The 18468-nt window shown below is 62.5% G+C and carries 19 protein-coding genes and 5 pseudogenes; 13 read left to right on the top strand and 11 right to left on the bottom strand.

The window, feature by feature from the left end; all coding sequences use genetic code 11:
• Positions 1–46: 46 nt before the first annotated feature.
• From F6X53_RS16680 to F6X53_RS16665, 4 genes are all read right to left on the bottom strand, one after another.
• Complete coding sequence (locus F6X53_RS16680) at positions 47–2317, bottom strand: bifunctional DNA primase/polymerase (protein WP_151001336.1); 2271 nt, start codon at positions 2315–2317, stop codon at positions 47–49.
• A gap of 73 nt (positions 2318–2390) precedes the next feature.
• Positions 2391–2825, bottom strand: a complete 435-nt coding sequence (locus tag F6X53_RS16675; RefSeq protein WP_210386388.1) for a hypothetical protein — start codon at positions 2823–2825, stop codon at positions 2391–2393.
• A gap of 93 nt (positions 2826–2918) precedes the next feature.
• Positions 2919–3104: a helix-turn-helix transcriptional regulator gene (locus tag F6X53_RS16670; protein WP_151001334.1), complete on the bottom strand. Its 186-nt coding sequence runs from the start codon at positions 3102–3104 to the stop codon at positions 2919–2921.
• Between the two features lie 125 nt (positions 3105–3229).
• Positions 3230–4423, bottom strand: coding sequence for a tyrosine-type recombinase/integrase (locus F6X53_RS16665; RefSeq protein WP_151001333.1), 1194 nt, complete (start codon positions 4421–4423; stop codon positions 3230–3232).
• A 979-nt stretch (positions 4424–5402) separates the two neighbouring features.
• Between F6X53_RS16665 and F6X53_RS16655 the strand changes: the two genes are divergently transcribed.
• From F6X53_RS16655 to F6X53_RS34010, 5 genes are all read left to right on the top strand, one after another.
• Positions 5403–5615 carry a hypothetical protein gene (locus F6X53_RS16655; protein WP_151001331.1) on the top strand — a complete coding sequence of 71 codons (213 nt, stop codon included), beginning with the start codon at positions 5403–5405 and terminating at the stop codon, positions 5613–5615.
• Between the two features lie 241 nt (positions 5616–5856).
• Positions 5857–6852, top strand: a complete 996-nt coding sequence (locus F6X53_RS16650) for a hypothetical protein (RefSeq protein WP_151001330.1) — start codon at positions 5857–5859, stop codon at positions 6850–6852.
• Positions 6853–7165: 313 nt separating this feature from the next.
• A complete protein-coding gene (locus F6X53_RS16645) occupies positions 7166–7420 on the top strand; it encodes a hypothetical protein (RefSeq protein WP_151001329.1) in 255 nt (84 codons plus the stop codon).
• 6 nt (positions 7421–7426) lie between these two features.
• A complete protein-coding gene (locus tag F6X53_RS16640) occupies positions 7427–7720 on the top strand; it encodes an LbetaH domain-containing protein (RefSeq protein ID WP_151001328.1) in 294 nt (97 codons plus the stop codon).
• The gene (locus F6X53_RS34010) at positions 7721–8008 is read left to right on the top strand and encodes an acyltransferase (protein WP_151001419.1); all 288 of its coding nucleotides are present in this window, start codon (positions 7721–7723) and stop codon (positions 8006–8008) included.
• A gap of 19 nt (positions 8009–8027) precedes the next feature.
• Here the strand turns inward: F6X53_RS34010 and F6X53_RS16630 are convergent.
• Both F6X53_RS16630 and F6X53_RS16625 read right to left on the bottom strand, forming a co-directional pair.
• A pseudogene (locus F6X53_RS16630) lies at positions 8028–9317 on the bottom strand (Y-family DNA polymerase).
• Positions 9296–9769 (bottom strand): LexA family protein, encoded by a 474-nt coding sequence (locus tag F6X53_RS16625; RefSeq protein ID WP_151001327.1) that lies wholly within the window; start codon positions 9767–9769, stop codon positions 9296–9298. Before F6X53_RS16625 ends, F6X53_RS16630 begins: the two are co-directional and overlap by 22 nt.
• 146 nt (positions 9770–9915) lie before the next feature.
• On the opposite strand from F6X53_RS16625, the gene F6X53_RS34005 reads away from it, so the two are divergent.
• From F6X53_RS34005 to F6X53_RS33200, 3 genes and pseudogenes are all read left to right on the top strand, one after another.
• A complete protein-coding gene (locus F6X53_RS34005; RefSeq protein WP_425324695.1) occupies positions 9916–10137 on the top strand; it encodes a DUF6894 family protein in 222 nt (73 codons plus the stop codon).
• A 12-nt stretch (positions 10138–10149) separates the two neighbouring features.
• Positions 10150–10403, top strand: a pseudogene (locus F6X53_RS16615) (hypothetical protein).
• Between the two features lie 70 nt (positions 10404–10473).
• Positions 10474–10702 (top strand): annotated as a pseudogene (locus F6X53_RS33200) (adenylosuccinate synthase).
• Positions 10703–10983: 281 nt separating this feature from the next.
• On the opposite strand, the gene F6X53_RS16605 reads toward F6X53_RS33200, so the two are convergent.
• Together F6X53_RS16605 and F6X53_RS16600 are read right to left on the bottom strand one after the other, a co-directional pair.
• Positions 10984–11382 carry an exopolysaccharide production protein YjbE gene (locus F6X53_RS16605; protein WP_151001326.1) on the bottom strand — a complete coding sequence of 133 codons (399 nt, stop codon included), beginning with the start codon at positions 11380–11382 and terminating at the stop codon, positions 10984–10986.
• 90 nt (positions 11383–11472) lie between these two features.
• Entirely contained in the window at positions 11473–11808 is a 336-nt protein-coding gene (locus F6X53_RS16600; protein WP_151001325.1) for a hypothetical protein, read from the bottom strand.
• 85 nt (positions 11809–11893) lie between these two features.
• Here F6X53_RS16600 and F6X53_RS16595 point away from each other — a divergent pair.
• Both F6X53_RS16595 and F6X53_RS16585 read left to right on the top strand, forming a co-directional pair.
• Positions 11894–12540 (top strand): annotated as a pseudogene (locus F6X53_RS16595) (SOS response-associated peptidase).
• Positions 12541–13094: 554 nt separating this feature from the next.
• On the top strand, positions 13095–13592 hold the full coding sequence (locus F6X53_RS16585) for a SapC family protein (protein WP_151001324.1): 498 nt from the start codon (positions 13095–13097) through the stop codon (positions 13590–13592).
• Positions 13593–13816: 224 nt separating this feature from the next.
• On the opposite strand, the gene F6X53_RS16580 is transcribed toward F6X53_RS16585, so the two are convergent.
• Positions 13817–14881 (bottom strand): hypothetical protein, encoded by a 1065-nt coding sequence (locus F6X53_RS16580; RefSeq protein WP_151001323.1) that lies wholly within the window; start codon positions 14879–14881, stop codon positions 13817–13819.
• Between F6X53_RS16580 and F6X53_RS34000 the strand changes: the two genes are divergently transcribed.
• Entirely contained in the window at positions 14872–15006 is a 135-nt protein-coding gene (locus F6X53_RS34000) for a hypothetical protein (RefSeq protein ID WP_373875937.1), read from the top strand. The two genes, F6X53_RS16580 and F6X53_RS34000, sit on opposite strands and share 10 nt — an antisense overlap.
• Before the next feature lie 183 nt (positions 15007–15189).
• Here F6X53_RS34000 and F6X53_RS16570 read toward each other — a convergent pair whose 3' ends face one another.
• Positions 15190–15372, bottom strand: a complete 183-nt coding sequence (locus tag F6X53_RS16570; protein ID WP_151001321.1) for a hypothetical protein — start codon at positions 15370–15372, stop codon at positions 15190–15192.
• A gap of 665 nt (positions 15373–16037) precedes the next feature.
• On the opposite strand from F6X53_RS16570, the gene F6X53_RS16565 reads away from it, so the two are divergent.
• Together F6X53_RS16565 and F6X53_RS16560 are read left to right on the top strand one after the other, a co-directional pair.
• Positions 16038–17126: a calcium-binding protein gene (locus F6X53_RS16565; protein ID WP_151001320.1), complete on the top strand. Its 1089-nt coding sequence runs from the start codon at positions 16038–16040 to the stop codon at positions 17124–17126.
• Positions 17127–17355: 229 nt separating this feature from the next.
• Positions 17356–17649 (top strand): hypothetical protein, encoded by a 294-nt coding sequence (locus F6X53_RS16560; protein ID WP_151001319.1) that lies wholly within the window; start codon positions 17356–17358, stop codon positions 17647–17649.
• Between the two features lie 56 nt (positions 17650–17705).
• On the opposite strand, the pseudogene F6X53_RS16555 reads toward F6X53_RS16560, so the two are convergent.
• Positions 17706–18337 (bottom strand): annotated as a pseudogene (locus tag F6X53_RS16555) (IS630 family transposase); the annotation flags it as partial.
• Positions 18338–18468: the final 131 nt, after the last annotated feature.

The raw sequence follows: 18468 nt of genomic DNA, 5'->3' as shown, positions 1-18468 counted from the left end.
TTGGTTGGAGTTTTTCCGTCTACCCTTTCCGGAAGGGTAGACCGGTTTACCCCGGCCCACCCTGCCACCGAACGGCGGCCTGGAGCACACCCGCGCTGGCACCGTCCCACTCGGTGCCCAAGCTCCAGAATGAGCCCTTGAGATCGCCGTGACCGATCTTGTGCTGGCCCTGCGGCTTCCAGCCCCGTGCCTTCATCGCCTTGGCGATCTCAGGGTCTTGCACCGAGCCCCGCAGACCTTGATGCAACATCTTCGACTTCACCTCCGAGAAGATCACTACCTCCCGGCCGATCTCGCTGAGCACGTGGTCCAGCGCCTTATCGAACGGGCTCCGGCTATCCGCGATCAGCGCAGCCTTGGCCTTCGTCATCGGTGCGGGGGCGGCGGGATTGAAGTTGGAGATGTTGCGCCGGAGGAGCTTCGCCTTCCAAGCCGCGATTTGGCGCGGCCCCTCCCGGTCCAGTCGCGCGTAGTACTCAGGCTTACGGCGCTCCCGGTCGATCCGGGTGACGTGCCAACGGACATCGGCCGGCTCCGTGATGCGAACAGGCACATCCTCATTGCTGGCCGCGACGATAGCCAGGGGCGGACGCGCCGGGGCGAAATCCTGGAACTTCAACTGTGCGCGCAGCTTCGGTTCGGTGATCAGCGCCTTCGTCTCACCGTAGATGTCCCGGTCCCGGACGAACAGTTCCTCGAAGAAGGCGAGCCGCTTGTTGTAAATCCCGCCCTGGAAGTCGGACCGCAACTCGGCGTTGGTAAGCTTCACGTAGTTCGTGGCTCCCAGCATCCCGCCCCAAGTCTCGATCAGAGCGCCCTTTCCGAGTTGGTGATTGCGGCTGATCAGCAGGAGCGCGATCCGGATCTTGATGTTGGGGCGCTGGAGCGAGTGCGCCATGACGTCGAGCCACAGGTCACGCTCACCCTCATCGTTCGGGACCAGCCAATCGATGTGATCCTCCCAGACGCTGCAGTCGCCCGGAACGGCAGGAATACCGTCATCGATCCACGTATTAGCGACTTTCTGGCCCAGGCTGTTCTTGTAGATGCGCCGAACCTCTCCGGGCGTGTACTCCCCAATATCGGCCTTGGCCGCCAGGGGGCTTTGAGTAAACACTTTGCTTTTGTTGCCCCGGGTGAGCAGCATTTTCGGCTTACCCTCATCGTCTTTCTTGTCCGGCGAAGCGGACTTGATGACGAGGTGGTCGTGCGTTGCCGAGAAGTCTTTCTCCGACTTCACCAGCCGACGTTCGGTATCGTAGAACTTGTTGCCATCGGTCGTGTAGACATTGGTTCGGATGAGGCCGAGCAGGTTAGCGTCCTTTTCGGCCAACTCCTTTGGTCCCCGGATCTTGCCCCGTATCAGACACCCGGCGCAGGCATCGGGGACTTCCTTGGCGAAGCTGTCGCACCCGTGCGGTCCGGTCTTATCCAGCATGTAGTTGAGGATGAGGTTCGTATCGTCCTTGTCATACCGGTCCTTGTCGAGGGCCGAGAGTTCGTGGAAGTTTTGGCGGCCACGCTCGGTTCGACCGATGACACCGGCCGCCATCGCCCAAAGCCACTGGAGAACGCTTCCGGGCTCGGTCTTCAGGCGACTGATCGCGGCGCAACCGGCTAGGACGCTCTCAATCTTGCCCTTGATCTCTGCCTTCGGCTCGGCATCAGGATCGGAAAACATGGGTGGCTTCGGGGGCGGCGTCGGCTTCTCCGACAGCGCTTCGATCCAGCCGGCCGGCAGCTCGGCCAGGGGTGTGCCAATGGGATCTGAGTGCCAGTGGTACGCGCTACCAGCACGCGCCGTGGGCGGCACGTTGGCTTGACCGGCGTCGCCACGCACGTCCACACCGCACAGGGCGTAGTTCTGGTGACCGGCGATCTGCCAGCCAAACCCGGTGCGGTTCGGAAGGTCCTCGGCCTCCTCCGGGCGGGCGTAGAATTCCTGGGTGCCGCCCGAGGGCGTGGATTGCGTCAGGGTCTCCGGGAGCTTGCCGTACTTCTCCTCCAGCTTCGCCTTATCGGCGAGGCCGTCCTTGCCCTTCGACACGTCGAAATCAAGCACCACGATGCGGCTCTTCCGGCCGGTCGCGATGCCGACACCGAAGCGACTTTCGACACCGAACCAGTCGGCCAGAACGGCGGCCTCCGTGGTCGCACCCTCTTTCCAGCCCTTCCACTTGCGGCCCGTCAGGGGATCGGCGGGCCATTTGTTCACCGGATCGACCGGAATCACGTGCCAGCCGAGCAAGGCGTAGCCCAGGGCAGCTTCCAGGGTCGGGTTCGTATTGCCCGCAATGGGCTGACGTACTATATTCACGGGGCTGACAGTCCTTCACAATACGGTTAGCGGAAGTATCAATCCCTCGTCCGATTGAGCCTCGGGCGGGGGATTACTTTGCGTAGACAGCGAAGCGGCGCTGACGGCCTGGCGACGGGATGTGCTGATCGAAGAAAGCCTGGCCCTCGACCGTCTTCGACCACGCCAGCGCGTCTTCGAGCGTGGTCACGGTGTCGTAGGCGCCGGTCGCCTTGAGGTGGCCCCGGAAGGCGTCCACCAGTTCGCTGCCGAAGCGCTTCCAGTCGTCCGAGCCGAGGTCGTAGGGACTGCCCTCGTTCCACTGGAACAGCAGGCCCAGCGCGAAGGGCGAGCCCTCGCCCCGGAACAGCGGATTGCCGCCCGGCAGGAAGTTCTCCAGCGCATCGACCAGGATCAGCACCTTGCCGCCGACCTTGGTTCGCGGGACGTATTTATCGATGTAGACGAGGCTCCAGCCGGTCATCTTACGCACTTCCTGTCGGGTCAGGAACTTCTTCGAAGTGTTCATGGATGGTCCTTCTAGCTGTTGACTAAGCTAGATATAGAGACGCAAACGAACACATGCGAACGCATGGTCCTAGTAGCTAGGACCTGTGATGAACTACTTGCGGGAGCGGCTGGTCAGCCAATCGTCCAGGTCCGCGCGGCGGATACCGATGAGGCGATCCGAAAGCTGGATGACGCGCGGACCACGGCCGGCGCGGATCAGGCGGCGCAAGGTGCTCAGCGACAGGCTGGCAGCCTCGCAGGCCACGGGGAGGCGCAGGACAACGTTCGTATTGGACATAGGGGATCGCTCAGTTCTTCGGAAGCTGAGGTCGGCCGGCGCTTAACGCTGGCTTCCGTCCAACCGCGCCCCCCAGCAGGAGCAACGGCCCGAATTAGAACTTGAGCTGCTGATTCCTTATCTGGTCATTTGGCGTCAGACAAGCTCAAAACGTGCGAGGCCCACCGATCCAGCGCTTCGCGCCTTTCGTCCGCGTAGTCATGGCGCTGGTACACCCCCACGATGCCGCCGAAGCTGCCGCTGACATGGTTCAGCGCTTTCTCGACTACCTCAATCGACGTTCCAAGCCGGGACATGCCGGTAGCGGCGGTACGGCGAAGGTCATGCAGCACCCACGGCTCCTTAAAGCCGAGCTGTTTATCAAGGCGGTACTTCGCCCTGCTGAAACCCGAGAATGGCCCGTCACCGCTGCCGAAAGCATAGGCCTTGCCTTCGATCCGATGGGTGGCTTCCAGCAAGCCCAAGGCGGCCCCGCTCAACGGCACAGCATGCGCGCGACCATTCTTCGTGCGTGGTGCCGGCAGGCGCCACACCCGGCCCATTTCATCGATCTCGTTCCATAAGAGGCCCGCAACCTCGTCTCGCCGCTGCCCAGTTAAGATGAGAAGCCGCACGATCCGGCCGAAGTCGCTGGTAGGTGGACAGGAGGCCCATACCGCTACAAGCTCGGCGTCGCTCAGCACCCGTGTGCGTCGGACCTCTACGGCTGGCGGGTTGGTGCCTGCTACCGGGTTTGCCTCGCACAGGCCCTCACCAATGGCCCAGACGTAGACGGTGGAGAGCGTTCGCCGGGCGCGCAGCGCAGCCTGCGGACCCGAGCCGGTTGTGATCTTCCGCAGATGCTCGGCCACGTCAGCCCGGCGCACCGATACCAGGGGGAGGGCATGAAGCCCCTGCCAGTGCTGGCCGAGATGCGTGCGGAGGTTCGCCAAGGTCGAGGGGCGAAGCCTGCCCTCGGCATCTGCCGTGTACCGGGTGAAGACGTCCTTGACGGTCAGCCCAACCTTCGCACGCTCGATCCGTCGCACGGCGCGGGTATCCTCGCCGAGTGCGGCCTTCGCCAACTGTTCACGCGCGGCTCGCCGAGCGTCCGCGATGTCGATGAGGTTGGCGGCACCGAGGGTGATGAGGGAAGAGCGCCCGCCACCACGGGGAGGGCGGATCACCCACGTTGCCCGGTCACCACGGAGCCGGTAGCCAAACCCGGCCAGTTCGGCATCCCACCAAATCCGCTCCCCCTGGCCGGGCTGAAGCGCGAGCTTGGTTACAACCGACCGGCTTAGGCGCACAAGGTTTTCGGCGTCGGCACGGCGGCCCATGGAGGAACTCGGGGTGCAACTGGGGTGCAGAGAACCATCCTCTGGTGCTCGCTTGATGCTCCTTATGACACAATCAGTGAGAAGGTCCTAGAGCGTGGTGGCTACTCTTGCTGCACCCCGAACGCTTCTGACTATTAATAGTCTCCCCTTTACACGGAGAGGGTCGGGGGTTCGAGTCCCTCACCGCCCACCATACATATCAATGACTTAGCGCCATCCGATGACGCGGAATCTCGGGCGCTCCCCAACTACTCCACAACAACACTCTGTTTGCGCGGTGCACCCGCGCGACTTTGGCCGTCCCAGTGCTGTCGCGTCGGAGCGTGGCCGGCGGGCTCGAGTTCCCTCCGCATAGCCAAGCAGGAGGCCGACGGACGGGTGGCTCGCGAGAGGGGGTGCAGCCAACTGCCTGGTCCCATCTGACGAGGCATGCGGTATCCTACCGACAGGTATCCGCCATCGATCGTGAGGAGCCTCGGCTTTGTCGTTCAGGAATAGCGCTGCCCTGCTCGCTTTCGTGACGGCGATTGGAGTGCCCGCCGCAGCCTTGGCGTGGGGCATCCCCGGATGCCCCAACCTCCCTGAGTACCATCGCGCCCTGGGCACTCTGCAAGGCCTGACGACCTGCGGGATGAGCGTTGACGAGGCGCGCCGCATCGTCGCGGCTCACGACGGTCCCGCTGCCGCGGCTCAACAAGTGGCGCCGCCGCAGGCCCAAATCCGCCGCTCCCGCAAACCACAGCGCCACGGCGCCGCCCTCAGTCGGCGAAGGGCTGCGCACTCTCGGCACTAGCGGTTCTCGCCGTCAGCTCGCCTGACCCGGGCGTTTCCCCGCCGCTCTCGGTCGATGTCAGCCTCACCCACGCTTCCGATCAGACCGTCCGGCGCTCAGACTTGGCGCGACGTCCTCTCGCGCCTCGGGCGGAGCGTGCCGGGGAGGGGACAGGGGCGGGAGACCTGTTTGGGATTTCCGCTGGCAATGCGTACCATCTGGTACATGGCTGAGCTTTCGCCCATCGACGAGCTTCTGAGCGACGCGATCCGATCCCTCATCGCGGGCGGTCTGGCGCTCGAAATTGTCGAGCAGGACGGCCAGCAGGCCTACATGGTCGACGGCCAAGAGGTGACCGGCGAGCAGCTGATCGCAGGAGCTTATCTGCTCGGTATGAGCGGCCAGCAACCGGTGAACTGAGAGACCGATTTGGCGCCTTCCATCAGAGAACGATTTTCATCGTTGACAAGAGAACGGCCTGCCCTCTCTCAGGATCTGCGAAGCCTGCACTGGAGCCATGACCGCGACAACTGCGCGTTCACGGAGGCTTGTCCACAGCAGTCGCTCGAACAACGGCCAATCCTGTTTGCCAGTCGCTGCGTATCTACCAAAAATACAAGATTAAGATGTCTGGTTAGTGACATCATGAGGTTCGAAAATAATGACTATCAGCATTGACGATGTGAAATGGGCCTACAATCTTGTGTTTCTGAGAGATCCGGAGACGGAGGAAATATGTGTTCATTGGTCAAACAGGTGCGACAGTGTCCGTGAGCTGATTGAGATTATTCAGCGATCCGCAGAAGCTGTCAGTTTGAGGGATGCGGCGCTCCAGCGCCGCGGCCTCTATGACTTGTCCGTGGAAGGAATGCTCAGGGAATTCGCTCTCCACCGGAGCGAGCTTTATGACCTGTCGCCTAAAATGCAAAGTGATTTGCTGCCGATCCTGCGTCGACTTGCTCCGTACGCTACTCTTGAATTCAAGAAAGTACGTATGGGTCGAGATCACGATGGCGGTTACATCATGCTCGACAAGCTCGAAGGAGTGGAGGCAGCCTACTCTCTCGGGATCAATGACGATGTTTCATGGGATGAAGATATAGCTCGGCGCGGTATAGCTGTATTTCAATATGATCATACGATAGACGATATCCCGGCAAAACATGATTTGTTTACGTGGTTCAAGATTGGCATCGAGGGGGTAAAGTCTGGGAACAGCTCGCTTGACACGTTGGCCAATCTCATCGCGGCGAATGGCCATGAAAATTGCCGAGAACTGATCCTGAAGTGCGATATCGAGGGCCATGAATGGAGCATGTTAGCGAACGCGCCGTTTAATCTATTGGCGACGTTCTCACAAATTGTAATCGAGCTTCACTTTACGGGAAATTTTCGTGACGAGAGCTATATAAAGTTGTTATCCGACGCGATCGGAAATCTAACCGCACATCACAAGGTCATACACGTTCACGCAAACAACTGCTCCCCATATTTGATATTGGGAGGCGTGCCGCTTCCCTGTACGCTTGAATTGACACTCATCAGGACAGCGGACGTTCATCTGGAGTTGAGTTCGGAAGTCTTTCCAACGGAGCTTGATATGCCGAATTCGCCCGATGTCGTTGATTACAGACTCGGTGCCTTCAGGTTCTGGTAGGGGCTGGTGCGTTTGATGCATTTCGTCGTGCACCGACTCGCCATTCCGTTGATGCGTCTCTGAAGGCAGGCGATGACGTCGCTGGTGACGGACCGCGGTGCTCTTCTCGAGCGATTCGGCTCACCCGCCGGTCCCGGCGCCCTCTCCAGCCGCTCGGAATGCATACATGCATCAACTGTCCCTTAGATCGTGCCGTTCGACGTTCCAGCTTGGCGCGACTGCTTCGCCCCTCAAGCCTCAAGCGCCGCGTTGCGCCAGCATGACCGGGGCCTACATGCTCGGCATGAGTGATCGCCACCCGTTGAACTGAGCCATGACGGAATCGTCGACAATCGGTGACCCTTGCAACGCTCAGGCGATCATGGAGGAAAGTATGCCCGCTTCGGTCGAAGCCTACATGGACGATCCGATGCTGACGTTGTTCGTGAGAAACGAGGGGTACGAACCGAACTTGGCCGAGGCAGCTCGCTTCCACGCCTCGCCGCGCACGAGCATCGTCAACGCCGAGACCAGCGACCGCATAGATGCGCGGCGCGGAACGCACTTCGATCCTGTTGGGGCAGCCTGAAAAGAGATGACGCAACGCTTCACACAGGACGAGGCTCGGCATCTCGTCGATGAGCTGATGCCTCATATCCTTGAGCGCATCGTTGCTAGCCCCACCTACTGGGGTGATCGCGAACGCGTTCATTTAGGTCGTGACGTCAGTCTAGTAAACACGCTCTTCAACACCGTCTCCGGCCACATATTCATCAGCGATCACGCGTTCTTCGGACACAACGTCTGCGTTTTGACGGGCACACATTCGATTGATCAATACGACAGCGCACGCCAAACTGCAGTGCCGGAGCAGGGGCGCGACATTTAAATCGAGCAGGGTGCTTGGATCGCGTCGAACGCAACCATTCTCGGGCCGTGCCGAGTTGGGCGTCATTCGGTGATTGGCGTGGGCAGTGTCGTAATGGGAGACGTCAGGCCTGGGTGGTTCTATGCGGGTGTGCCGGCGAAGCCGATCAAACCCGTGGCGTCCGAATATGCTGACCGACCAACGGAGTGCGGTCTGGTCCCTGTCGACAGGGGCCGTAGCCTGATCGGACACGGAATCCACAAAGCGCGAAGCTTGATCCAAGCGTTGGTTGAGCCGTGGAAGCGGTGAGAAACCCACGCTGCCCGTCTCAGGCAATGGCCGTCGGCAACTCCGCAAGCTGGGTCGTGTAGCGCGGCGTGCACATCTCGAACTTCGTGCTCCAAGCCCGCTTCTCCTCGAGGCCGGCGCGGGCTGGCACGACGCTGCCACGGCCGAAGCGAGCGTTGCAGGTGTCGATCGCGGCCATGAGCGGATCGGAGCGTTTGCGGTCGAGTTGCCCGATCAGCGCCCGCGGGCTGTCCCTCAGCAGCATCAGATCCGTCGTCACGACGCCAGCCTTGCTGTAGCGCCAGGGCCGCTCGCCGGCCTCGCGCCAGGTCTTGGCGACACCGAGGCGCGCCGCCTTGATCAGCGCCAGCGTGTCGTTCGTCGCCTCCGGCAGCGTCACGGTGGTCGAGACCGAGAGCATCGGCTCGCCGCGGTCTTGCTCGCTCGTGTGGTAGAAGACCGTGACGTGCGAGGTGCCGAGCCCACCCCGCCGCAATTTCTCGCCGAGCCGCGTCGCATGGGCCGCGACGGCCTGCTCCAGCGTGGCGCGGTCCTCGATGCGGCTGGAGAACGAGCGAGTGACGGCGCAGCCCTTGCGCTGGGCCGGCAACAGCTCGAGCGGCAGACAGGCGAGGCCGCGTAGCTCGTGGATGATGCGCTCGCCCACCACCGTCATGGCCTTGCGCACCGGACGCAGATCGAGGTCGCGCAGTTCCGCCACCGTGTCGACGCCCATGGCTTCGAGCTTGGTGAGCGAGGCGCGCCCGATGCCCCAGACCTCGCCGACATGGACGCGGCAGAGCCAGGCCGCGCGCTCGTCCTCGTCCGAGAGGTCGCAGACGCCGCCGAGCTCGGGGATGCTCTTGGCGATGTGGTTGGCGAGCTTGGCGAGTGTCTTGGTCGGGCCGATGCCGACGCAGGTCGGGATCCCGGTCTAGGCCCGCACCGTGGCGCGCAGGTCCCGAGCGAGTTCCAGACGCTCATGCTCGCGCACATCCGAGAGGTCGAGGAAGCTTTCGTCGACCGAGTAGATCTCCACGGCTCGCGCAAAGTCGCGGTAGACCGCGTTGGTGCGCGCCGACATGTCGCCATAGAGCGTGTAGTTGGACGAGAACACGCGCACGCCCTTGCGCCGGCACATGTCGCGGATCTTGAAGTAGGGTGCGCCCATGCGGATCCCGAGCGCCTTGGCCTCGGCGGTTCGGGCGATCGCGCAGCCATCGTTGTTGGACAGCACGATCACCGGCACGACCGCGAGCTTCGGATCGAACACCCGCTCGCAGGAGCAGTAGAACGAATTGCCGTCGATCAGCGCGATGGCGCGGCTGATCGCACCAGCCGGGCACGCGCAATGTGCCAGCGGATCGAGAAACGCACCACGCCCCAGATCTCGCCGTCACTCAGCTCCTCAACCGCGAAGGCCGGCAAGTCCGAGTTGTCGAAAGCGAGGCGCGCGACATTGCCGTCGATCACCAGCCGCTTGATCGACATCTCACCATCAATCGCCGCGACCACGACGCTGCCGTGCCCGGCCTTGAGGCTTCGATCGACCACCGCAAGGTCGCGATCGAAGATGCCCGCAGCTCGCATGCTGTTGCCCGAGATGTTCCAGGCGAAGGTTGCAGGCGGGTTGGGCGCGAGCCAGCGCGGCAGCTCCAGCGCGCCTTCCCGGAAGTCGTCGGCGGGCGGAGGGAAGCCGGCGCAGAGGCATTGTCCCAGGATTGGAACGTGGACAAGCGCTCCCGAGCCCGCGGCCAATTCGCCGATCCGATAGACGTCCACGGCTCTCTCCGGTACGAGAACATACAGAGAACAGACATCATGGGCGTGCGAGCTTCAATCCGGCTCGGCTCGCAATCTCGCGAGCCTGTGAATGCCTGTGGACAGCATAGGAGAAAGCGAATGCCTGCCGATCGTTACCGCTTTCATTGCACCGATGGTCGCATGCGGTCTTCGATCGAGCCGGCAAGCGATTGGCCGATCCGCTTCTGATTTGGGGTCACGCCGAACGCGTCGCGCGCGAGGTCATGCAGAGCTGCGGCGGCCGCCTCGACTGGTCGAGTTGGATCGTCGACGTCCACGACAGCAAGGGCCGGCACGTCGGCACGCTGGATTTCAGCGATGTGCGCGAGCTGCGCCAAGCGGCTTAGGGGGAGAGTGAAATGGGTATGAAGACGACGTTCCTGGTGCAGACCTTCGTCATCAAGCGCAAGCCTTGGGACCAGGGGAGCGGCAGCTCGCGCCGACCGAGAGCGGTGCGTTGAAGCGCGCCGAGTCCATGGCCGGCCGGATGCCAGGCACGGTAGCGCTACGGGTCGTGGCCGACGACGAGACGGGCGAGTTGGAAAGCGCAACGATCCTCGGTCAATTCGGCGAGGTGCCGGAGGACTTCGCAGAGGGGCTGACCGGCGGCTGACGCCGACCGCAGACAGAGAGATAAGAAGGCATTCAAACCGAAATCTGCGGCGGAAACAAAAGCCGCCGACTTGGCATCTGCGCTAGTCCGCATGGCCGAACGAAGGTGCCCCGTTGCAGATCGGGGTTGATCGGCTAAGGCAGGGCAACCCGCGACTGACACCCCTTGCTATCGGCCAGATGTTCCGCAGACACCGCGACATCATGGAAACGGCCTTGAGCGAGCGCGGCTACAGCTTGGTGGACTATGCCGACCAGGGTCCTGGCCGAGGAATGGAATTCGAGATCGCTCCCCTCTGAGAAGCGGGGCGAGCGCGTCGACATGACAAACATGTACAATCGTATGGCGACGCCTTGAACTTTCGAAGCGGCTGATTGTTATCCGACTGAGCTTTCGGGCTCGTTCTTCCAATGATTAACGGGGAACCGGTCGTTGCGTTGGATGGAGCTTCCCATCTGTCGTGGCGGCCGGTTCTTCGTTCGTGTGGAGCATCAGCCCGTGCTGACAAGGTGCGCATGCAAAAGCCCGCCGCAGCGAATGCTGGGCGGGCTCGTCTTCGCTTAGCTGACAGCGATTGCGCTTAGCACCCGTCATCCTTCTGTCCGACCTGCTGATTGGCTCCCGCATTGTTCATGGCGCCAACGGTCCCCGGGGAGGCAGGCTGCTCGCCGCCTGCAAGGTTCTTGCTCGCCGGATCCTTGGGTCCGCTGCGAGTGTTCTGATCGTTCGAGGCCTGCTTGTCGCCGGTCATCTGATTGGCGCCGACGTTGTTCATGGCGCCGACCGTACCCGGCGAAGCCGGCTGCTGACCACCAGCGAGGTTCTTGCTGGACTTATCAACGTCCGAGCTCTTCTCGTTTGAAGTCTGCTGATCCGGGCTCTTGCCCTTCGTCGAGCCGGTATTGCAAGGAGCCGCTAACGCAGATCCGGCTGTGAGAGCCAGAATGGCAGCGGCGCTGATAAGACGTGAAGCCTTCATGGTGTGTTCCTCCGATCATTATTGGCGGAGAACAAATCCCTGAGGCTCTGAGGGAGTTCCCGTGAGTTGCGCGGGTCGAGTTCGTCTCGCTCACCCGCCGAGCATGGTCGCGAGCACCCTCTTCGCTCGCCGGAGATCAGCTTGGGCCTCGTCGACAGTCGCTTGCGCCTGCACCATCATCTCGACGGCCTGCATCAGGTGCGAGCCCTTGGCCATCTGGTGAAGGGCCGCGACGTCCGCATCGATCACTTCCACGCAGGCGCGTGTGTCCTTGAGGAGCAGGGCGAGACGATGCTGGCAGTGGGCACCCTTCAAACCAGCCGCGCAGCTACAGGTGAAGCGAATGCCGCGATCTGTCCTCGAGGCTTCCAGACGGTACTGTGCGCCGTCGCTTTCGGATCGCACGGTGAAGACGATCTCCGACATGGGCCTCCTATCGGTCGGCGGGCAGCGGGTTGGTTTCGCTGCTCATACACTTGAACCTTGACTGCTGTCCCGCGACGATAGCCGCATGTGCAATCTCTACAGCCTGAACAAGGGTCAGGACGCCATCCGCAAGGCGTTCGGCGTCACGGAGGACCGAACCGGCAACCTGCCGCCGCTGCCCGGGATCTTCCCCGATCAGATGGCGCCGGTGGTGCGCCGACGGGACGATGGTCGCGAACTCAGCATGATGCGTTGGGGATTCCCGCCACCGCCGAAAGTTGGCACGCAGCCGGTCACGAACGTGCGCAACGTCGCGTCGCCCTACTGGAGGCCCTGGCTGAAGCCGGAATACCGCTGCCTCGTGCCGGTCTCGGCCTTCAGCGAGTACGCCGACACCAAGCCGAAGAAGACGCCCGTGTGGTTTGCTCTGGACGAGGAGCGCCCGCTCTTTGCCTTCGCGGGCATTTGGCGCCCGTGGACGGGCGTGCGCGGACCGAAGCGCGACCAACCGGTCGAGGAGGAGCACCGGCTCCACAGTTTCCTCACAACCGAGGCGAACGGTGTGTGGTCGGCCCGGTGCACCCGAAGGCCGTGCCGGTGCTGCTGACGACCGAAGACGAATGGAGCACCTGGCTTGAGGCGCCAGTCGAAGAGGCGCTGAAGTTGCAACGACTCCTGCCCGACGCGATGATGAAGGAGGTCGCGAGAGGCCCTCGAGCGGACGAGGGGTGACCTGCGCTGCAATCGATCCTTCATCGGACCTTGCTGGTGATCCAGCCGATGAGGGCGTCAGCGGCCTCACCGTTGTTCGCCGCCAGCGTCATCATGTGACCTTTGCCGCGGATGCCGTGCTCGGCCAGTGCTAGCCGATCCGGCTTCGCTCCGGCCTCCTCCAGGAACCTGGCCGTTCAATCGTCCATCGTGGCCCGAAACAAAGCGTCGCCCGCCACGATCGCGACGGGCACCTTTGCCAGGTCCGGCAACATGCGCGGCGGCTCCGCTTGCAGCCGAGGCGATGGTCCCGTTCGAGATGCTGCGGCCGGACGAGCTCGTGCCTGACATCGCGCTGCGGCAGCGGTACTCAGCCCGCGACGGCAAGCGGATCGTGACCTATCCGGAATGATCGGCACGGTGGGGAAGCGGGAGGTCGCCGGTGCCGGTGGTGGCGAGGCCGAGCCTGTAGAAGCTGGTCCGGCTTTCATCTGCTGAAGGAGTAACCCTACTGCCTCCCGGGAACGAACCAGACATCGAAGCGGCGGGTTAGCGCGCCAAAGGGAAGCGCAGCAGTGCAGCCCGTGCTGTGTGTCGATGAGGCGAGCGGGCTCGTGGTGGAAAGCGAAGAGGGCGAGGCTTTCTTCGACGAGACAGGCGAGCCCAGCGCGTCCCTCCAGCAGGTCTGGGCCTTCCTCCAGAAGGCCGCGAAGAGCGAAGCTGTCCTGGCCAACGCCTGCGCGCAGCTTCATGCGGCCGGGGTGATCGAGCCCTGGCCAATCACGATCCAGGGCGCGGACGGCATGCAGCAGGTAAGCGGCCTGCACCGCGTCAACGAACTCGCCCTGAACACGCTTGATGATGCTGCCTTCGGCCCGCTTCGTCGAGCCGCCGGCGTGGGAATGGCCTACGCGCAACTCCTCTCGATGGGCAATCTCTCCACCCTAGGCGAACTTGCCCGAGCCCGTGCTCAGACCGAAGCTGCCGAGCGGGCGAAGTCTGAAGTGCGGCCGATGATCACCTTGCCCGAGGACAACACCATCGACTGGGACTGGAGCAAGATCGGGCGCTGATCGCGCTGTTCGGTGATTCAGCTCATCGACTTTCCGTGAAAGCTCGGGCTTGAATAAGGCCTCGCGACCGCTCGGCACAAGGGTCGCTGCCACGAGAATGCAAATCAGCTTCATGTCGATCCGCTACACGAAAGGAGATGAGGTCAAAACCCCGAAGCTCGTAACGAAAAAAGGCACCCAGTTGGGCGCCCTTCTTGTTCGTATGAGACGTCGGGGCTTAAGGATCAGGCAAAATCGACGTGAGGTGCGATAGCGGATTGGGCCTGCAAGGGATCGGTGAGGTGCAGGTTCACGTCGAGGCGTGCAATCTCGCGGCCGGCATCGATTCCGGTGTTGTCCACGGCCCAGAAGCTGAGATGGTAGTCTCCGACCGGCACGTCGGCTTTGCCCGAGAACACCCCGAACCCTGCGTTGGTCGAGTTGCTGATATGGTCACCAGCCGGATTGAAGCCGGAAATCAGCACGGTGTCCTTTTTCACGCCACCGTCACCTGTTGAGCGGAACTCGAAATGAGTATCATCCGTGTTCATAAGGTAGCCCGTGATCACCTTCTGGGTGCCATCCGCATTGGAAGACCTGAATTGGACAAAAGTACTAAAATCGTCCTTGCTACCTTTAGCGTTATCGGCCGCGTCAGCGAGATTCATTTTGCTAATCTGGAAGTCGAGGCTGGCATTGCCCCTCGTCGAATCCGTGCCGGCGTCGTTGTTCTGGGAGCCAGCACGGGCAGTGTAATCGACCGTAACCGTGTGACCACTCTGCTTTACCGTTGCGTCGTCGGACAAGCCAGACAGCCGACCGTGCGACCGGACGGAGAAATCGAAGCCGGCATCGTGGTCGATCAGAGTGGTGAAGCCGGCGTTAGCTGTCCCGGCGCCGCTGTCGAATGTTCCATCCGCCTTGAGGGTACCAGCGGGCAGCTTGCCGTCCTCGATGAAGGTGATGTGATGCGCCTCGGCAGTAGGCATCGGGCGATCGACGTACTGAGTCGGTACCGGAACAGGACGATCCACGTAGACGATCTGCGGCTCGGAGGGCGCCGATCCGCCTGACCCAGCTCCACCGCTAGTACCGGTACCAGCCGGTGCCTGAGCGACGTCCTGCCCGGCGTTCGGCTGGCCGCCGCCCGCCACCGTGTCGAGGACCGAGTTGACGCCGTAATTGTTGAAGGCGTGCGCCTCGGCGCTCTCGGTGAACGTCGTCAGGTCAGGAGCTCCGCCGCGAAGGCGGTCGTCTCCTGAAGCGTCTGCGCGAGGCGCAGGGTCTGTCGCAGCGCGAGATGTGCGCACTCGTCGGCGCCGGGATCTACACCTTCATCTCGCAGATCGAGACCGGGCGTGGGCGCATTCCGCCTGAGAAGCTGCGGGTCTGGGCTGAGGCTCTGGGCCTGCCGGCCGCGACTTCGCCAAGATGATCCTGCCCTCTACGACCCCGAGACATACGCGGTCCTGTTCGGGGATGAGGAGCTGAGCTCCGGAGAAAACTCCGCCCAAGCACCCGCGACGTCGGGTCTGCATCTCGTCAGCAGTAATTGAGATCAACGAAAAGCCCCGCGAGCCGTGAGGCTGCAAGGCCGCTTCCTTTAAGTAGAGATCGACTACCCGCCGCCGCCAGGGCCTTGGCCGCTTCCCCCACCGCCGCCGGTCGAGTTGGACCGCGGCTTGTTGTTTTCTTCGGCATTGCCGGATGCAGCCGACGAGCTATTCGGATCGCGGCCCTGAGCTAGGACAGGGCCGGCGCACATCAGCGCCAGCGTGGTAAGGATTGCGAGCTTCTTCATGTTGTCTCCCTGCTGGCTGAGTCAGGCTCAGGGACGGGCAACGGGGCCCGGCGACGGAGGTTGCTCCTGCTCCGCTGGCTTCCCGACATAAGTTGTCTTTCGGTTGCGGTACGTTAACGAAGGAACCTCACGAGCCTGGGCTGCGGGACGAAGTAGAGGCGGGAGTGCGGTCGGATTTCGCGTCGATGCCGACATACGTGGCGGCCATCGGGGCTCTCCCTGTTCCCTGCCGGACGCTGGCTGCCTCTTACCAGTTCCGATCGGAACACCTGCGCTTCGTCTCGCCAGAGCGTGGCGCCGCGGGCGGGAACCCAGACCTGTCCGATACGATAGAGATTGCAGACCGCCTTGCCCAAGGGCGGCCTCGCCCACTCGGCAGGTGGCGGAAACAGCCGAGAGCCGGCGGCCTTTCGAATGCCTAGGCGCGGCCGGCACCGTTCAGTTCTAAAAAGGTCAGCGCGCACCAGTATTTAGCTGGTCGTGCAATTCGCCGACTCGACGCTCGTAAGAACTAGCTCGCTGTGGCTAAGTTTTTTGAGGCTGGTTCTGCAGTATTAACTTTGATTAATGCGACATTCCTGCGCACATGCCGGAGAGGAACAAACCTTTTGGTCGTGGGATGAGAATTTAGCTGATTGGGAACTCAGCACCGGAGGAAACGTACGATGGCTACCATTTCAGGCACGAACGGCAACGATATCCTGACTGGCACGGCAGCCGACGACATCATTCTCGGCCTACTTGGCAACGATACGATCTCCGATCCTGGTGGATTCAACCGGATCGACGGGCAAGACGGCAATGATACCATCACAGGGGGCGCTGATCTCGACTATATCGCCGGCGGCCCCGGTGATGACACGATCTTCGGTCGAGGAGGAAACGACCAGATCATCGGCGAGGCCGGCAACGACACCATCTACACGCAGGATGGCGACGATTACGCCGCTGGTAATCCCGGTGATGACATCCTCTATGGCGGCATCGGCAACGACTTTCTGGTTGGCGAAGCAGGCCGCGACCAGGTCTTTGGTGAGGCTGGGAACGATTTCGTCGCTGGCGGTGACGACGATGATTTTGTCTATGGCGGCCCTGGGGATGACCTTGTCGATGGCGATCTCGGCAACGACACCCTCTTCGGCGATACCGGGAACGACGTCGTCTTCGGTGATGCCGGCAACGACGTGATGATCGGGGGCGCCGGCAACGATACGTTGGACGGTGCGCCTGGCACCGACACGGCGGTGTTTAGCTTCAACTTCCTCCAGGCGGGCGTCGTTTCCGCCGGCGCGCTGGTGACAATCAGCGGTGCGGACGGAACCGATACGGTCAAGAACACCGAAATCTTCCAGTTCGGAGACCGCGCGATCACCCAGGGCGACGGCAATGCGCTTGTCGACGATCTGTACTACCTGAGCACCAACCGTGACGTCTTCAACGCTGGCGTGGATCCAGAGGCACACTACGCCGCGAGTGGGTGGAGAGAAGGCCGCAATCCCAATGCGTTCTTCGACACCAACGGCTATCTCGCCGCCTATGCCGATGTGAAGGCTGCGGGGATCAATCCCCTCGAACACTACCTGACCTTCGGCTGGAAAGAGGGCCGCGACCCCTCGGCCAACTTCGATACGAGCAACTACCTTGCGGCCAACCCAGATGTTGCTGCGGCTGGCATCAATCCGCTGCAGCATTACCTTGAGTTCGGCAGCGTTGAGGGCCGCCCAACCGGCGGTGACGGCAGCTTCGTAGTCTGAGCCACGGAGCGATGCTCATCTGAGTCCAATAGACGAGCCGTTCACGCCGAGCGGCTCGTCTTAGGAAAAACAGCTCCGCAAACCGTGAGGCTGCGTGCGAGTCACATTGGGCAAGATGAAGAGTGGCCCCCCAGCGCTGGATCGGAGGAACATCTGCTGGCAGGGCCATGTCAGAAGCGCGAGATCCACGCTGGGCGCCAAGGCGGTCACCCATGCACGCGAACGGAACATGCCGACCGATCGCCGCTTAGTTTGGCAAGACAACCGGACGTTCGGAGGAAATATGATCCAGTCACGCAGCCCGGATAATCCGAAACCGCTGGACTCGCCCGGTGGTGGAGGCGGCCTCGGCAGCATCGACGATCAGCAGGGGCACCCCGGCAAGGGGAGCCCGCCTGGGCCGGACATCAAGCGCTCGTCAAACAATGATCTGCCGGTGAGCGAATCTGAGGCAGGTCGGCAAACATTGCCGTTGCCTGGACCGGATCAAGAGGGCTCCGAGACAGAAGAGCAGCCGAGCTGAGCGGTGACTCCCTACTGAGGGTCGCTTCGGTGCGCAACAAAAAGCCCGCCGCGTCTGCGGAAGCGCGTGCCGTTCGTGGGTCCGTCAAGCAGCGCGGTGGCACATAGCCCGCTCGTGCGCAGGGCGGCCGTGACGGTCGTGGTTTTGTAATGCCCCCACGGGGCTGCGAGCCGGCAGCGCTCGCCGCGTGGCGCCCAACCGTAGCGTCGCGCCATGTTGGTGGCTGCGGCCGTCTCGTCCAGGAACACCAGTCGATCCGGATCGAGTTCGGGCTGCGCCTCAAACCAAGCTTCGCGGGTAGACCTCACGTCCGCACGCTCCTGCTCAGCTGCATCCGTCGTCCCCTTTTCCAGGTGATCCCATGCCGCTGGAAGAAGCGCGACAGGCCGCTCGTGCTGGTCTGCACGCCCTGCTCAGCCAAACGGTCGCGCAGCTCGCGCAGGAGGAGGCGCGGCTCCTGTTTGGAGGTGGCCAGGATCAGCGCGGCATGGGCCTCGATGGCATGCGAGGTGTGATCGCCGCCCATTGGCTTGGGCGCAACTTGCCCCTGGTCGCGGAAGCGCTCCGACCAGCGGCTGGCACTCGAAACACTGACCCCGAAGCGAGCTGCGGCGCGATGACAGGAGGCACCCGCCGCCACGGCAGCCACGACACGCTCGCGCAGGTCCACAGACAACGGTGAAGGCATGGGCAAACTCCTTCATCCATCAACGCGCCACCTGCAAACCCGTCTCAAGCCGCGCGGGACCGGCGCTAGGTGTGAGCTTTCAGGAGGTTGTCCATCCGGTCTGAACCGAGGACGCTGGAGTTGCGAGGCTT

The sequence above is a fragment of the Methylobacterium soli genome (assembly GCF_008806385.1).
Taxonomy (GTDB): Bacteria; Pseudomonadota; Alphaproteobacteria; order Rhizobiales; family Beijerinckiaceae; genus Methylobacterium; species Methylobacterium soli.
Note: the sequence above shows the minus strand (reverse complement) of the source record. Positions and strands in the feature narration are given on the sequence as shown.

Excerpts from the sequence above, each read along its gene's own strand:
- F6X53_RS16675 (WP_210386388.1), bottom strand. The coding sequence starts at position 2,825 with ATGAACACTTCGAAGAAGTTCCTGACCCGACAGGAAGTGCGTAAGATG.
- F6X53_RS16670 (WP_151001334.1), bottom strand. The coding sequence starts at position 3,104 with ATGTCCAATACGAACGTTGTCCTGCGCCTCCCCGTGGCCTGCGAGGCT.
- F6X53_RS16665 (WP_151001333.1), bottom strand. The coding sequence starts at position 4,423 with ATGGGCCGCCGTGCCGACGCCGAAAACCTTGTGCGCCTAAGCCGGTCG.
- F6X53_RS16655 (WP_151001331.1), top strand. The coding sequence starts at position 5,403 with ATGCGTACCATCTGGTACATGGCTGAGCTTTCGCCCATCGACGAGCTT.
- F6X53_RS16650 (WP_151001330.1), top strand. The coding sequence starts at position 5,857 with ATGACTATCAGCATTGACGATGTGAAATGGGCCTACAATCTTGTGTTT.
- F6X53_RS16645 (WP_151001329.1), top strand. The coding sequence starts at position 7,166 with ATGACGGAATCGTCGACAATCGGTGACCCTTGCAACGCTCAGGCGATC.
- F6X53_RS16640 (WP_151001328.1), top strand. The coding sequence starts at position 7,427 with ATGACGCAACGCTTCACACAGGACGAGGCTCGGCATCTCGTCGATGAG.
- F6X53_RS16605 (WP_151001326.1), bottom strand. The coding sequence starts at position 11,382 with ATGAAGGCTTCACGTCTTATCAGCGCCGCTGCCATTCTGGCTCTCACA.
- F6X53_RS16600 (WP_151001325.1), bottom strand. The coding sequence starts at position 11,808 with ATGTCGGAGATCGTCTTCACCGTGCGATCCGAAAGCGACGGCGCACAG.
- F6X53_RS34000 (WP_373875937.1), top strand. The coding sequence starts at position 14,872 with ATGTGCGCACTCGTCGGCGCCGGGATCTACACCTTCATCTCGCAGATC.
- F6X53_RS16570 (WP_151001321.1), bottom strand. The coding sequence starts at position 15,372 with ATGAAGAAGCTCGCAATCCTTACCACGCTGGCGCTGATGTGCGCCGGC.
- F6X53_RS16565 (WP_151001320.1), top strand. The coding sequence starts at position 16,038 with ATGGCTACCATTTCAGGCACGAACGGCAACGATATCCTGACTGGCACG.
- F6X53_RS16560 (WP_151001319.1), top strand. The coding sequence starts at position 17,356 with ATGCCGACCGATCGCCGCTTAGTTTGGCAAGACAACCGGACGTTCGGA.